General features: G+C 43.0%; 14 protein-coding genes. 11 read left to right on the forward strand and 3 right to left on the reverse strand.

The genetic code is table 11. The features are described from left to right. Positions 1 to 78: 78 nt before the first annotated feature. The 3 genes from Q4492_RS03715 to galU all read right to left on the reverse strand — a co-directional run bounded on the left by Q4492_RS03715 (position 79) and on the right by galU (position 4,048). Entirely contained in the window at positions 79 to 1,347 is a 1,269-nt protein-coding gene (locus tag Q4492_RS03715; protein ID WP_303415917.1) for a nucleotide sugar dehydrogenase, read from the reverse strand. A gap of 1 nt (position 1,348) precedes the next feature. Further along, positions 1,349 to 2,983: a glucose-6-phosphate isomerase gene (gene pgi, locus Q4492_RS03720; protein WP_303415918.1), complete on the reverse strand. Its 1,635-nt coding sequence runs from the start codon at positions 2,981 to 2,983 to the stop codon at positions 1,349 to 1,351. Between the two features lie 174 nt (positions 2,984 to 3,157). Beyond that, positions 3,158 to 4,048 carry a UTP--glucose-1-phosphate uridylyltransferase GalU gene (gene galU, locus Q4492_RS03725; protein ID WP_303415919.1) on the reverse strand — a complete coding sequence of 297 codons (891 nt, stop codon included), beginning with the start codon at positions 4,046 to 4,048 and terminating at the stop codon, positions 3,158 to 3,160. 209 nt (positions 4,049 to 4,257) lie between these two features. Here galU and Q4492_RS03730 point away from each other — a divergent pair, with 209 nt between their 5' ends. The 11 genes from Q4492_RS03730 (at position 4,258) to rpsI (ending at position 14,074) form a co-directional block, all read left to right on the forward strand. After that, complete coding sequence (locus Q4492_RS03730; protein WP_303415920.1) at positions 4,258 to 5,454, forward strand: outer membrane beta-barrel protein; 1,197 nt, start codon at positions 4,258 to 4,260, stop codon at positions 5,452 to 5,454. A 74-nt stretch (positions 5,455 to 5,528) separates the two neighbouring features. Further along, positions 5,529 to 6,086, forward strand: coding sequence for a polysaccharide biosynthesis/export family protein (locus Q4492_RS03735; protein WP_303415921.1), 558 nt, complete (start codon positions 5,529 to 5,531; stop codon positions 6,084 to 6,086). Between the two features lie 27 nt (positions 6,087 to 6,113). After that, entirely contained in the window at positions 6,114 to 8,333 is a 2,220-nt protein-coding gene (locus tag Q4492_RS03740) for a polysaccharide biosynthesis tyrosine autokinase (RefSeq protein WP_303415922.1), read from the forward strand. After that, a complete protein-coding gene (locus tag Q4492_RS03745) occupies positions 8,330 to 9,049 on the forward strand; it encodes a tyrosine-protein phosphatase (protein ID WP_303415923.1) in 720 nt (239 codons plus the stop codon). Before Q4492_RS03740 ends, Q4492_RS03745 begins: the two co-directional genes overlap by 4 nt. After that, complete coding sequence (locus tag Q4492_RS03750; protein WP_303415924.1) at positions 9,049 to 9,777, forward strand: hypothetical protein; 729 nt, start codon at positions 9,049 to 9,051, stop codon at positions 9,775 to 9,777. The genes Q4492_RS03745 and Q4492_RS03750 overlap by 1 nt, the downstream gene beginning before the upstream one ends. A gap of 57 nt (positions 9,778 to 9,834) precedes the next feature. Beyond that, entirely contained in the window at positions 9,835 to 10,410 is a 576-nt protein-coding gene (locus tag Q4492_RS03755) for a TMEM165/GDT1 family protein (RefSeq protein ID WP_303415925.1), read from the forward strand. An 11-nt stretch (positions 10,411 to 10,421) separates the two neighbouring features. Beyond that, positions 10,422 to 10,775, forward strand: coding sequence for a CidA/LrgA family protein (locus Q4492_RS03760; RefSeq protein WP_303415926.1), 354 nt, complete (start codon positions 10,422 to 10,424; stop codon positions 10,773 to 10,775). Next, on the forward strand, positions 10,775 to 11,482 hold the full coding sequence (locus Q4492_RS03765; RefSeq protein WP_303415927.1) for an LrgB family protein: 708 nt from the start codon (positions 10,775 to 10,777) through the stop codon (positions 11,480 to 11,482). Before Q4492_RS03760 ends, Q4492_RS03765 begins: the two co-directional genes overlap by 1 nt. Positions 11,483 to 11,629: 147 nt before the next feature. Continuing rightward, positions 11,630 to 12,745 carry a cell division protein ZapE gene (gene zapE, locus Q4492_RS03770; RefSeq protein WP_303415929.1) on the forward strand — a complete coding sequence of 372 codons (1,116 nt, stop codon included), beginning with the start codon at positions 11,630 to 11,632 and terminating at the stop codon, positions 12,743 to 12,745. Between the two features lie 493 nt (positions 12,746 to 13,238). Next, the gene (gene rplM / locus Q4492_RS03775) at positions 13,239 to 13,667 is read left to right on the forward strand and encodes a 50S ribosomal protein L13 (protein WP_067982781.1); all 429 of its coding nucleotides are present in this window, start codon (positions 13,239 to 13,241) and stop codon (positions 13,665 to 13,667) included. A 14-nt stretch (positions 13,668 to 13,681) separates the two neighbouring features. Continuing rightward, entirely contained in the window at positions 13,682 to 14,074 is a 393-nt protein-coding gene (rpsI, locus tag Q4492_RS03780; protein WP_067869639.1) for a 30S ribosomal protein S9, read from the forward strand. The last annotated feature ends 115 nt before the right edge of the window (positions 14,075 to 14,189 follow it).

Genomic DNA, 14,189 nt, shown 5'->3' on the forward strand with positions numbered 1-14,189 from the left:
AAATCCAAAACGATTGAAGTGTTTTGATCTAGGTTTCATGAAGACGCAGCTGGTTAGCACGCATCTTCATGAAGTTGTTTATCGCCCTACGCCGTAGTAGGTGAAGCCAAGGCTATGTAATATCTCTTTGTCAAAAATGTTCCGCCCATCAATAATTAACGGGTGACGCATTCGATTTAGCATCTCATCGTATTCAGGTGACCAGTATTCAGACCATTCTGTTAATAAGAGTAGGCCGTCACTGTTTTGGAGTGCTTGGTAACAGCAATCGACTATCTCTAGTCGTTCGTGATTATTAAAGTACTGGGCGATATTGCTACCCGCTTCTGGATCGTGAACCTGAATCTTGCAACCTTGGGCTAATAACGTCTCGATCACTTTTAGGCTTGGTGCATTATCAATACTGGCAGTGCCTGGTTTAAATGATAGCCCCCAAATGGTCACAGTTTTATCTTTTAAATCACATTCGTAATGGCGCCAAAGCTTACGGAAAGGCTGCTCTTTTTGCTTCTCATTTTCTGCGAGTACAGTATCGAGCAGTTTAGAGTTGCGGTTGACTTCCATTAATTCAGAAAGGCCTTCGATATACTGCTGGAAGTGGAGGCCGCCAAAACCACAGCCTGGATGTAAGTAGTGTGGGCCTATGCGAGGGTCGCTTATCATTCCTTCGCGAATGACTTCAATATCCACTTCAAGGTGATCTGCTAAGTTGGCTAGTTCATTAATGTAACTTAGTCGTAATGCGAGCATCCCTGTGTTGGCGAATTTAGTGAATTCAGCCTCTTTAGGGGTCATTAGCATCCATTGTTTTAGCGATTGGCTAAAGGGGCGCATAAGGGCTTTTATATTGAGCAAGGCCCAATCATTACTACAGCCGACAATAATGGTTTCGGGGTTTTTGAAATTGTTAAGGGCTGAACCTTCAGCGAGCATGTCGGGTAGGTAAGCGAGCGCTTGATTATAAGGCTCATAGAGCAGCTCTTGTAGTTTGTCAGTGCTGCCGACACCAAAGTGGGATTGGTTGATGATTAGTAAGTTACTTGGGTGTTTAACGGCGAGATCTTTGGCTAATTGCGCGGCGATCTCATATTCATCAGGATTGAGAGAGATGATATGTGTTGCCGGTATTAGGCCATCTTCAGCTGTTACTGATTGTAAGCGTCCAGAGCGAATGGCTTCATCAATACAATGTTGTAGGCCGGGTTCGTTACTGATTTTAAAGGCGATCTCGTTTTTGTTGCCTGCTTGGTCTAATCCGGTAACTATTTTTACATGGTTTCCGCTTTCTGCTAAGGCTGCCGCAGATGTCCATGCTGGCAGTTCATTACCCCATATCGTGATTTTCATATTACTTATTCCTCATCGAGATATGTTGTAAGAGGCCTTGTGTCGATGCGTCGAAATCCTCGGTTGATGCGTTTGGTGATAAAGCATCCAATAAGGTTGTGGCCACTTTTTTCCCTAGTTCTACGCCCCACTGATCAAAAGGGTTTATATCCCATATTACTGATTGGACAAAAACTTTATGCTCATACATAGCAATGATTTGTCCGAAAGTGTGGGGGGTGAGTTCATCAAGTAATAACGTTGTGCAGGGTTGATTGCCTTTGTAGCGTTTGTAGGCCGGTGCATTTTCAGCGCCCTTGATAACGGTGTCGCCTAAGGCAAGTATGCGTGATTGTGCTAAGCAGTTGGCAAGGTTTAGCTGGTGTTGATGCATTAATTCTGAATTGTCGGTGTCGTGATAGCGTTTGGCTGCGACAATAAAATCACACATTACTGATTCTGTGCCTTGATGCAGTAGTTGGTAGAATGCATGTTGTGCATTTGTGCCTACTTCGCCCCATAAAATTGGGCAGGTATTATAGTCAGTGGCTTTGCCTTTTCGAGTAACTGATTTACCGTTACTTTCCATCTCTAACTGCTCTAAATAGGCAGGAAGGTGATTTAATCGGCCGTCATAAGGGAGTATCGCGTGGGCATTAATGTTCAAAAAATTAATGTTCCAAATACCAACCATAGCAATAAGTACAGGGAGGTTTTGTTCTAAAGGTGTCTCTCTGAAATGGGTATCCATATTGTGAGCACCTGCAAGTACCTCTCTGAACCCTTTCATGCCTAGCTTTAATGCAATCGGTAGCCCGATAGTGGACCACATGGAGTAACGGCCTCCGGTCCAGTCCCAAAATGCAAGCTGGTTTGATTTAGGAATTCCCCAGCTGAGCGCTTTGTCAGGACTAGCAGATACGCCAATAAAGTGCCGAGAGACTAAAACTTCTTCGCTGGCTGTATTGCCTGCTTGCTTAAGCCACTCTTTTGCTGTGTTCGCATTTGCTAATGTGTCGATTGTTGTAAATGACTTCGAGGAGATAACAAAGAGTGTTCTGGCTGGATTTAAGTGGCTCAGTAGGTCGGCAAGTTGGCTACCATCCATAGATGATACAAAGTGAACCGTTAGATTTTGAGCTTCTTCTGGCTGATACTCAGCTAGAGCTTTGCAGGCCATAAGGGGGCCTAAATCCGAACCGCCAACACCTATATTAACGACAGTGTTTATGGAGTGTCCTGTAAACCCTCGCCATTGGCCTGAATGGATTTTTTTGACAATGGCTTCCATTCGTTCAAGGTTTTGATGGACTTCTTCAATTATTTCGACGCCATCAACCTCTAAGGTTGTGCCTTTAGGTGTGCGTAGGGCTGTATGTAAGGCTGGACGATCTTCAGAATCATTAATGTGATCACCCTTAAAGAGCGATTCGATCCAGTTGGGTAGATTGCGCTCTTTTGCGAGTTCAATTAATAGATTGAGTGTCTCGTCGGTGATTCGTTGTTTTGAAAGGTCCAGAAGAAGATTGTCTTGTGTGAAGCCAAATTGAGCAAAACGATTCGGCGACTCACTAAATAAGGTACTGATATGCGACTGTGACATATAGTAAGCGTGGGACTGTAGGTCCACCCAAGCTGTTGTCTCTTTTGGTGACATGTAGATTCCTTTTTATGCTTGGTACTTATTCAAAACTTTATCTGTAGATTATACCCTACAGATAAAGCGTTCCTGAATAATGCAGCTCACCCTATATTTGTCGGAAGGAGTGACTATTAATCATTATCCTTTAAGGGTGCTGTCTATGCTCAAATTCTGAGTTGAACTAATACGTTAAAGTGCTAAGCCTTTGATAAAGCTTTTTAAACTATCCGCTGTTTCTGCATGTTGTAATCCATAGATTACATTGGCTTGTAGATAGCCAGCTTTATTGCCGCAGTCATAGGTTTTTCCCTGCATGTGGAAAGCCTGTAGTGTGCCCTCTTGTAAGAAGTCGGCCATCGCATCAGTTAACTGTATCTCTCCGCCTGCGCCAGGTTTTGTGTCTTTCAATATTTCCATGATTCTTGCGGGTAAGATATAGCGGCCGTTAATCGTGAGGTTTGATGGGGCTTCTGCTCTGGGCGGTTTTTCTACCATTTTGGCGATATCTGCTGCTTCCCCTGGTAGCACAGTAACGCCTGAGCAATCGACGACGCCGTAACGCTCTACATGCTCCATTGGAACAGGTTCAACCATGATTTGGCCATGCTGGCTTTTTTCATAGGCTTCAACCATTGTTTGGAGATCGGTTTTGTCCTGCCCGTAACAATTAATAAGCATATCGGGTAGTAGTACGGCAAAGTCGGAATTACCAATAATTGGGGCAGCACATAGTACGGCATGACCTAGCCCTAGGGCTTTGTTTTGTCGCACTGCAGTAATGGATACGCCTGCGGGGATTATGTCGCGGACTGAGGCTAGAATAGTGTCTTTGCCTTTTCTTTCTAATTCAGCTTCTAGTTCATAATGGCAGTCAAAGTGATCTTCAATAGATGACTTCCCTGAGCGGGTAACCAATACAATGTCAGTAATGCCGGCTGCAATGGCTTCTTCTATAACATATTGGATGACGGGCTTATCAACAACCGGCATCATCTCTTTTGGAATTGCTTTGCTGGCGGGTAGAACTCGCGTACCTAATCCTGCTACGGGTATTACTGCTTTAGTTACTGTAATTGTCATCCTTTAAATCCCTATGTATAAAGCTCACTGTAAGCAGATAGTAGCATGCTTGTGTTACAGTATTTAAGTCGTAAAAAGGGAAAGTTTTCTAAATTATATTGCACTTGCGTAAAGGGTATTTATAGAAAATTATTGTGGTAGAATGGATGGAATTATCCTTTGTTGGATAGGAATTGTCGCGCTAATTTGATATTAGGGATGAAAAAATCATGGCTTTTATGGAAAAAAATAACCTGTTTTATGCTTTAGTGCTTGTTCCTGCATCCTTTTTTACCGTTGCAGCTAATGCGATAGAGCCGATGTCATACACTGATGGCCCTTTGCAGGTGATTCCTCAGGTGTCTACTCGTGTTGGGTATGATGACAATATCTTTGCATCTGAATCTAATGAGAAAAGTTCTACTAAAGTGATTATTAGTCCTTCTGTTCAGTTAAAAGCTGAGCAAGGACTTAATGAATATAGTGTTAATTACGTGTTAACACAGGGTAATTATCAAGATAGTAGCGCGGATAATTACACTGATCATCAGCTTAGTGGCCGTGCATTTTTTGATTTTAATATTCGTAATCGCCTTGAGTTGCTTGCAGGTTATCTTGATACCCATGAGGATCGTGGTAGTGGGTTGAATCAAGGGTTGAATGCAACGATTAATGATGTGCCTATTGAGTATCATGTTAATAGCATGCAGGGTGCTTATGAGTTTGGCGGTAAAGACGCCAAAGGGCGAATTAGGTTCGTTGCGGGTGTCCAAGATCGTGAATATGACAACTTCCGTACGCAGACTGAAGTTAAAGACCGCCAGACCGTCAATACAAGTGTGACTTTCTATTATCGAGTGATGCCGAAAACGTCTCTTTTATTTGAAGTGCGTAATAAAGATATAGATTATGACCTTTCGACGGTTTCTTTGGATAGTAGCGAGCGAAAATACCTTTTAGGTGCCACATGGGACGCAACAGCGAAGACATCAGGTACTGTTAAGTTTGGCTACGCTGAAAAAGATTTCGATAGTGCTCTTCGTGAAGATGACGACGGCGTTAGCTGGGAGTTGTCTATGCGTTGGTCGCCTAAGAGCTATTCTGTATTAGATATCTCCACAGATAAGAAAGCTGAAGAAACCGATGGCACGGGTAACTACATTGATATGACAAGCCTCGATCTTCAGTGGACTCATGCGTGGACTGATTTATGGCGTTCACGAGTGTATTACGGTGCGTCTAATAGTGACTATGTCTCCTCTACGAGAGAGGATGATATGATCTCTTATGGTCTTGGTGTTGACTATGATGTTCGCCGTTGGCTGAATTTTGGGCTTGATTATGTTTACTCTGAACGTGATTCGAATCAGGCTAATTTGGATTATGAAAGAAATACAATTTTTCTAACAGTTCAAGGCTCCCTGTAGCATGTAAATTATGTAACAAATACTTAAAGGTGTTTGTTATATAAAGGTAATTCTTTGAGTAGTGGATACATGCAATGATTAAACGAAAATTATTATCGATTTTAAAGATATTAAGTCTGATGCTTTGTTTGCTGGGCTCTACTGTTTCATCGGCTGAGTCTGTAACTGGTCTATCTGATTATCCTTTAGGATCGGGTGATTTGTTGAGTATTCAGGTTTTTGGTGAAGAGGAGCTGAGTGTTGAGCTTCGATTGAGTGATGCAGGCACTATCTCTTATCCGTTTTTAGGTGAGCTGAGAGTTAAAGGGCTAACAACTGGCGAGCTTGGTGAAGTTATTCGAGAGCGGCTGTCAGATGGGTATCTTGTGAACCCCAATGTTAATATTACTGTTTTAGAATATCGCCAGTTTTTTATCCATGGACAGGTAGTAAAGCCCGGCGGTTACCCTTATCAGCCAGGCTTGACGTTGCAAAAAGCTGTTGCCTTAGCTGAAGGTTTTACTGAAAGGGCATCTTCAAGCAAGTTTTTTATTGTTCGAGATGGAGCTAGTCAGCGTGAAAGCGAAGCTGCTAATTTGCAGACGACGATTTATCCTGGCGACATTATTAATATCGAAGAAAGTTTCTTTTAACCTTATGATTTCAAATGGATTTGCTGCATGACGAATGATAATCAACCTTTTCCAGTGGAACGTTTGATGAACGAAGAGGTTATAGATCTTCGGCAGTATTGGCGAACCTTGATGCGCTATAAGTGGGGCATTTTAGGTTTTGCTGTAATTATTACAGTCTTGACAGTGTTGCTTGTTTTTTCCATGAAGCCAGTCTACCGGGCTACGGCGACCTTGCTGATTGAAAGTCAGCAGGCAAATGTAGTATCCATTGAAGAAGTCTATGGGTTGGACAAAGGTAATAGCGAGTATTTGCTAACTCAATTTGAAATTATTAAGTCGAGACGCTTATCGGAGAAAGTGGTTAATAAGCTATCTCTGCAAACGCATCCTGAATTTAATCAAGAGCCTCTATTTACTTTCAATTGGCGTGACATGTTGCCTTTTGAGCTTCCTAGTGCAGGTGGTGATGTTGTAGTTTCTGAAGAAGCTGCTAAACGTGCTGCATTGAATAAATTTATTAATGGCTTTAGTTCACGTTTGACTATTACGCCTATTCGTAAAACTCAGTTAGTGATGATTACCTTTGAGGCGAGTGACCCTCAGCTAGCAGCACAAGTGGCTAATGCTATAGGCCAGGCCTATATAGAGGGTAACTTAGAAGCGAAGTTGGAAGTTACCATGCAGGCCTCATCTTGGTTGAGTGAGCGCTTGGGTGGACTTAAAGCTGATGTTAATGCAGCAGAAAAGAAACTTCAGGATTTTTTGGATGCTGAAAATTTAGTTGGTGAAAAGGGCGGAACAACGATTGCCAACAAAGAGCTTGAGCTTATCTCATCTAAACATATTGAAGCTAAACGCGATCGGTTAAATTTAGAGAGTCGCTATAAGCAAATTCAGGCAGCCAATGGGTCTATAAGGAAATATGAGCTGATACCGGGTGTTTTGCAGGATAGGACTGTTCAAGAGTTTAAGCGTAAGTTATTGGATGTTGAGCTGAAACGCTCTGAATTGGCAAAACGTTATGGTGCTAAACATCCGAGCATGCAAGCTGTGCAGTCCGAAGTGGCTAATGCTCGTAACTCATTGAACAGCCAGATTAAAAGTGTAATCAATGGGATTAAAAGTGATTATAGCGCTGCCTTGGCGAGTGAGAAATCCCTTGAGGATGCGTTAGCTAAAACGCGTGTTGGTTTACAGGATTTAGGGCGTAAAGAGTATAAGCGTAAAGAATTAGAAAATGAGGCTGAATCTAAACGAGCGGTCTACGATACTTTTTTACAGCGCTTTAATGAAACCAATGCAACGGGTGATTTGAACTCGGCTAATGCTCGTGTTATTGATCCAGCCGTGATTCCTGCTCAGCCAGCTAAACCTAAAAAGAAGCTAATTATTATCGCGGTATTTGTCGCAAGTTTAATGTTTGGTGTCGTTTTTGCCTTTTTACTTGAAGCATTAAATAACACTATACAGACTGCTAGGGATGTGGAAAGTAAGTTATCGGCTACATTGTTGGGTATTTTGCCTTTATTGAAGCAAGATAAAAATAACCCTAATCTCTCTTATAGGGAGTTTGTGGAGAGTAATCACTCGTCATTTGCTGAATCTGTTCGAACGATTCGTACTGGGATTGTGCTCTCTGCTTTAGATAATCCCCATAAGGTATTGGCTGTAACATCAACAATGCCAGATGAAGGTAAAACCTCGGTTGCGGTTAATATAGCTTTTGCGCTTGGTCAGATGGAGAAGGTTTTATTAATTGGGGCTGATATGCGCCGCCCAGCGTTTAATAAGGCGTTGGGGATTGATCGGCATGCTATTGGCTTGTCTAATTTTGTGGCGGGCACCGCTAAGCTAGAAGAGTGTATACAGCATTTCGAAAAAGGTGGGATAGATGTATTGCCAGCGGGGACTATTCCTCCAAATCCACTAGAGTTGCTCTCCTCTAAGCGCTTTGCTAAAGCATTAGAATTACTTGAAAAAGGTTATGATCGTATTGTTATTGATACGGCTCCTTCCCAATCGGTGAGTGATGCTATGGTGATCTCCCCATTGGTGGGTGGAATGATCTATGTTGTTAAAGCAGATTCAACGACTTATCAGCAAGCTAAGGCGGGTATTAAGCGTCTTAAGGATGTAAATGCGCCTTTGATTGGTGTTGTGCTGAATCAGGTGAATACTAAAAAAGCATCTAAGTATGATGGTGGCGATTACGGTGGCTACTATGATACTTATGGTTATACCGAGGATAGTAAGAATCTTGCATGATTGATCTGCATTGCCACTTATTGCCAGGCATTGATGACGGAGCCTCTTCTATGGAAGAGGCTCTTTCGCTTGCGCGCATAGCTGCTGATGATGGGATTACTCATATGGTGCTCACGCCGCACGTTCACCCTGGACGTTATAACAATAACGTACAGTCGATTAAGCCAATCTTTGAGCAGTTTCAAACGGCGCTTGTTGAGAATGATATAAATCTGAGTGTGAAAGCGGCGGGTGAGGTTCGGTTGTCTGCTGAAGTATTGGCTATGTTTGCAAATAACCAGCTCCCTTTTTTGGGGGTGTGGGAAGATAAAAAAGTTATGCTGCTTGAACTTCCTCACAGTCATGTGCCGCCAGGAAGTGAAAAGTTAGTCAAATGGCTACTGGATCGTGGTGTATTGCCAATGATTGCTCATCCTGAGCGGAACAAAGGTATTATGTCTGATGTTACAAAACTGACTCCGTTTATTGAGTTGGGGTGTTTGTTTCAATTAACCGCTATGTCTGTTTCTGGTGGGTTTGGTGTTGAAGCTAAGCGCTTGTCTGATCAGATGTTGATGAATGGTTGGGTGACGATTATTGCCTCTGATGGTCATAATTCTGATCACCGCCCGCCGGTGCTTTCTAAGGCGGTTAGTGCTGCGGCTGAGTTGATTGGTGATGTTGAGGCTAGGCGCTTAGTCTGGGGTAATCCTGCGAGAATAATAGGGGTTTATTAGTGACGGATAATTCAGTAGATCAATCTGAAGAGAAAGTTAAGGTGGGTGGTTTTATTGCTCCACCTATCGTTATTAAGTTGCTCCTCTTCTCTTTGATTTGTATGTGTTTGCTTGGTGTTTATGCTGTTTTTTCGTGGGGTATGGGTGACCTATACGGCTATAAGGTTCGCTACGCATTAGAGCAATGGCAGGAAAGGCCGCAGCTTCCTCAACCGGAAGAGATTTCAGAGGCCTTGGCTGATTCCAATTCTGCATTGAATTGGGAGGAGAGTAACCCTGAATATGTGGAGTTGAAGGGGCGTGTTCTCTATTATCGGGCACTTGTTTCAGAATTGGATGCTCAGGGCCTTGATGATATTGCTAATGCTAAGGTGCTCCATCAGCAGGCTATAAAGCTAAGGCCTCGCTGGCCATATAGTTGGGCTAATTTAGTGTTGATGAAATCTTATTTGAAAGAGTTTGATGAGGAGTATCATCAGGCGTTGATTAATTCTCTTAAATTGGGTCCTTGGGAAAAGTCGGTTCATTTGACTTTATCCCACGCAGCGGCGCTGTCTTGGGATTCTCTGTCTTTAGAGCAAAAGCGCTTATTTGCACAAAATATTGAGCGAGGCATTGTCCGTAATATGCCAGAAGTTCGCACGATTCTTTCTGCATATACCAAAACTGCATCAATCTGCGCCTACTTAAAGCGTGATGCTATGCAGAATAAACTTTGCCTATCTTAAATCTTTGTTTGGTTTTTCTGTTAGCCTTCCTTTTTTATTTTTAAAGAGTTGTATTGCATGGAGTTTGTAGAACCTTTTATTAAGGTCTTTTTGCTGGTTTTTCTAGCGGAATTTGGGGATAAAAGTCAGCTGGTATGTATGACGTTGTCTGCTAGGTATAGAGCAGCACCCGTTTTAATTGGTAGTGTGTTGGCTTTCTCTGTTTTGAATGCATTGGCAGCTATTTTTGGAGCTGCTTTAAGTATTTATGTACCGCAAACATTGATCTTTTTTGTTGTGGGTGTTTTGTTTTTTGTCTTTGCTATTCAATCATTTAAGAATGATGAAGAGGAAAGTGAAGAAAGTATAAAAATAGGTAAACATCTTATTAGCTCCGTATTTATACTGATTTTTTTAGCTGAACTTGGTGATAAAACACAGCTGGCGATCGCGGGTTTAGCAGCGGTTGAGCAGGCTTGGATTGTTTGGGTGGCGGGTACCGTAGCTTTAATGCTTACGACGCTGCTTGGGGTGTGGTTTGGTCGTGTGCTGCTTAAAAGGTTGCCTATAGCATTGATACATCGAGGTGCAGGTGTGTTGTTTATGTTGTTTGCAGGGATTGCATTTTTTCAGTTGTATCAGTTAGTAAGGTAGCGGTGGTTTATATGGTTCAAGGGTTTCTTATTTTGCTGTTTTGTCAGCTTTTAGGCGAGTGCTTAGTAACGCTTTTGAGTGTATCAATCCCAGGTTCAGTTGTAGGTATGATGCTGTTGCTTGTCGGTTTAATTGTGATTAAAAAAGTCCCTGATGGCCTTCGGAGTACAAGTGAAGGGTTGTTGAAGATATTGCCTCTTCTGTTGGTGCCTGCTGGTGTTGGGTTGATGAGGTATTTCGGTGTGCTGTCGGCGTATTGGTATCAGCTTTTGATTATTCTGTTCGTAAGTACGTTGGTTACTATGTTTGTGGTCGCTGCTTTGCTTCGACTCATGTCTAAAGAAAAGCACGAGGAAGGGCATTAATGGTGTTGTGGTCTCATTTTCAGACACTGCCGGTGCTTTGGCTGGTGGTTACCTTAGCGGTGTTTTTAGTTGCATCTTGGTTTAATGTTCGGATGGGGAAAACGCCATTCCTGCATCCGGTGTTGGTATCCCTAGCCATTATTATCCTCGTCCTTTTAGCTACAAATACTGACTATGATACTTATATGTTAGGTGGGCAGTATATTCATCTGCTATTAGGCCCTGCAGTCGTGGCGTTAGCAATTCCTTTGTATGACAATTTGGCAACCGTAAAGCGGTTGTTAGTTCCGTTGTTGGTGGGGTGTGTATCGGGAGCAATTGTGGCGTCGGTTTCTGCAATAATGCTAGGTATGTGGTTTGGCTTAAGTGATCAATTATTGCTGACACTGGCGCCTAAATCGGTGACCTCTCCCATCGCTATCGCAATTGCGGAAAAAGTTGGTGGTTTTCCCTCTCTTGCAGCAGGTTTGGTACTTATTACGGGGGCGATGGGGTGTGTAATTGCTCCGGTTGTTTATAAGCTGCTTAAAATTGAAGATGAGTCGGTGAAAGGGTTTGTTTTAGGTGTCGGTGCTCATGCGATGGGAACTGCATTTGCCTTTGAATATGGCATGGTTGCTGGAGCTTTTGGCGGATTGGCGATGGGAATGACTGGTGCTTTTACCGCATTCTTTCTGCCAGTTCTGATTCCCATTATTGGTTTGTAATTTATCTGTTAGGCTTTGATTCTTCAATTTAATTGATGTTTTTGTGCCTTTGTCTCCTAGGTGTGCATCTTATGTTGCATTTGCTAAATAGGGCATTCCTCGGTAAAGTTCGCGCAAGTTAGAACCCATTCAGATTGGCAGCTAGATATGACTCCATTAGAACGATACAAACTTGACCTTAAACGTGATGATTTCTCGTATGATCCTGCACAGGAGCTGGCGGTAGAAAATCTGCAGCGCTTGTATGATGATCTGTTGGCGACGAAAGAAACCCCTAAAGTCGGTTTGATGGGGCGTTTGAAGGGTAAGTTTTCCAAGCCTGAAGTTGAAGAGCCGATAAAAGGGCTTTATTTCTGGGGTGGTGTTGGTCGTGGTAAGACTTATCTTATGGATACGTTTTACGACAGTTTGCCGTTTGAAGAGAAGATGCGTACGCATTTTCACCGTTTTATGCAGCGAGTTCATAAAGAGCTTAAAGAGTTAGATGGTACTGCGAATCCTCTAGTCGCCATTGGTAAAAAATATGCGAAAGAAGCGCGTATTATCTGTTTTGATGAGTTTTTTGTTACAGATATAACTGATGCCATGATTTTAAGTAGTCTGCTTCAGGAGCTGTTTAATAATGGTGTGGCTTTGGTTGCGACCTCTAATATAGTGCCGGATGGTTTATATAAAGACGGTTTGCAGCGTGCGCGCTTTTTGCCAGCGATTGATATGTTAAATCGTTTTACCGATGTTATTAACGTTGATGGTGGTGTGGATTATCGTCTGCGAGCGTTAGAGCAGGCGGAACTTTATCACTGTCCATTAGATGAAAGAGCCGATGCGAGTTTAAATCGAAGCTTTGAGAGTTTAGTGCCTGACCTTGATGAGGTTGTTGAGGGTGAGGTCATTGAGATTAATGGTCGTGAAATGAAAGCCCGTCGGTGTTGTGAAGATGTCATTTGGTTTGATTTTCCTGATATTTGTGAGGGGCCTCGCTCACAAAATGACTATATAGAGCTGGCTAAGTTATTCCACGCGGTAATGGTAGGCAATGTGCCTCAGTTAGGTCGTAGTAATGATGATGCGGCTCGTCGTTTTATTAATATGGTCGATGAGTTTTATGATAGCGGCGTTAAATTGATTTTGAGTGCGGAAAAACCTATTCATGAGATCTATTCTGAGGGGCGTCTGGAGTTTGAGATTCAGCGTACTCAAAGCCGTCTATTAGAGATGCAGTCTCATGAATATTTAGCGCGTGCCCATAGGACTACGGCTTAGTTTTTTGATTTTATAGATTTGGTTATACAGAAAAGCACCTTAGGGTGCTTTTTTTGTGTAGAAGGCCAGCCCTCTGGCCGAAAGGTGGGTTTGAATCGGAGCGTAATTCATTCGCTCTGGCACCCGTTCCGGGTATAAAGGGTGAGCTCCTACATAGGTACGTAGGAGGCCAGCCCTCTGGCCGAAGGATGGGTTTGAATCGGAGCGTAATTCATTCGCTCACGGGGTGAGCTCCTACACCGGTGCGTAGGAGGCCGAAGAGGTGTTGTTGGGTTTTCGGGGCTGGTTCTAGGTTTATTGTAAATTTACCTTGCGATAGGGCGGGTCCATCTTTATAATGCGCGCTCCCAAGTTTAGGTGTTGCTTGAATTTTGGGCAAAAGAGAGTTGTCGAACTGTAGGTTGGGCAACAAATAATTATAAGTCAGGTCGGTATTTTCTAGCTAAGTTGGTTGGTTGATACGAGATTTGAGTAAAGTTGAAAGGCTATACAGATGAAAACATTCGTCGCTAAGCCAGCCGAAGTAAAACGCGACTGGTACGTTGTTGACGCAGAAGGTAAAACTCTGGGTCGTCTGGCTACTGAAATTGCACGTCGTCTACGTGGCAAGCATAAGCCAGTTTACACTCCGCACACTGATACTGGTGACTACATTGTAGTTATCAACGCTGAAAAAGTAGGCGTTACTGGTAACAAGCGTAAAGATAAAATGTACTACCACCACACTGGTTTCCCAGGTGGTTTGAAAGAAGCATCTTTCGAGAAAATGGTAGAAACTTTCCCTGAGCGTACTATTGAACTTGCTGTTAAAGGCATGCTACCAAAAGGCCCATTGGGTCGCGCTATGTACACTAAGCTGAAAGTATATGCTGGTGCAGAACATCCGCACCAGGCTCAGCAGCCTAAAGAACTGAACATCTAAGGGGAAGGAAGATTATGTCTACTACACAGTATTACGGTACAGGTCGTCGTAAAACGTCTACTGCACGTGTTTTCCTACGTCCAGGTACAGGTGTTATCACTATTAATAATCGCACAATCGAAGATTACTTCGGTCGTGAAACTGCTCGTATGATCGTGCGTCAGCCTCTAGAATTGACTGGCAACACTGAATCTTTCGATGCTGTTGTTACCGTTAAAGGCGGTGGTGGTTTTGGTCAGGCTGGTGCAATTCGTCACGGTATTACTCGTGCGTTGTTAGCTTTTGATGAAACCCTACGTCCTGCACTTCGTGAAGCGGGTTATGTAACTCGTGATGCACGTATGGTTGAACGTAAGAAAGTTGGTCTACGTAAAGCACGTAAGAAGCCACAGTTCTCCAAACGTTAATTCGATTTCTCTGCGGAGTTTTTCGAATTCAGAAAAAGCGCCTCTCTCATTTTTGGGATGGGCGTTTTTTTTGCGCTGCACCAAGTCAATACTTTGGCCTAATCTAGAGCGAAAA

The organism is Neptuniibacter sp. 1_MG-2023 (genome assembly GCF_030547185.1).
Lineage (GTDB): Bacteria > Pseudomonadota > Gammaproteobacteria > Pseudomonadales > Balneatricaceae > Neptuniibacter.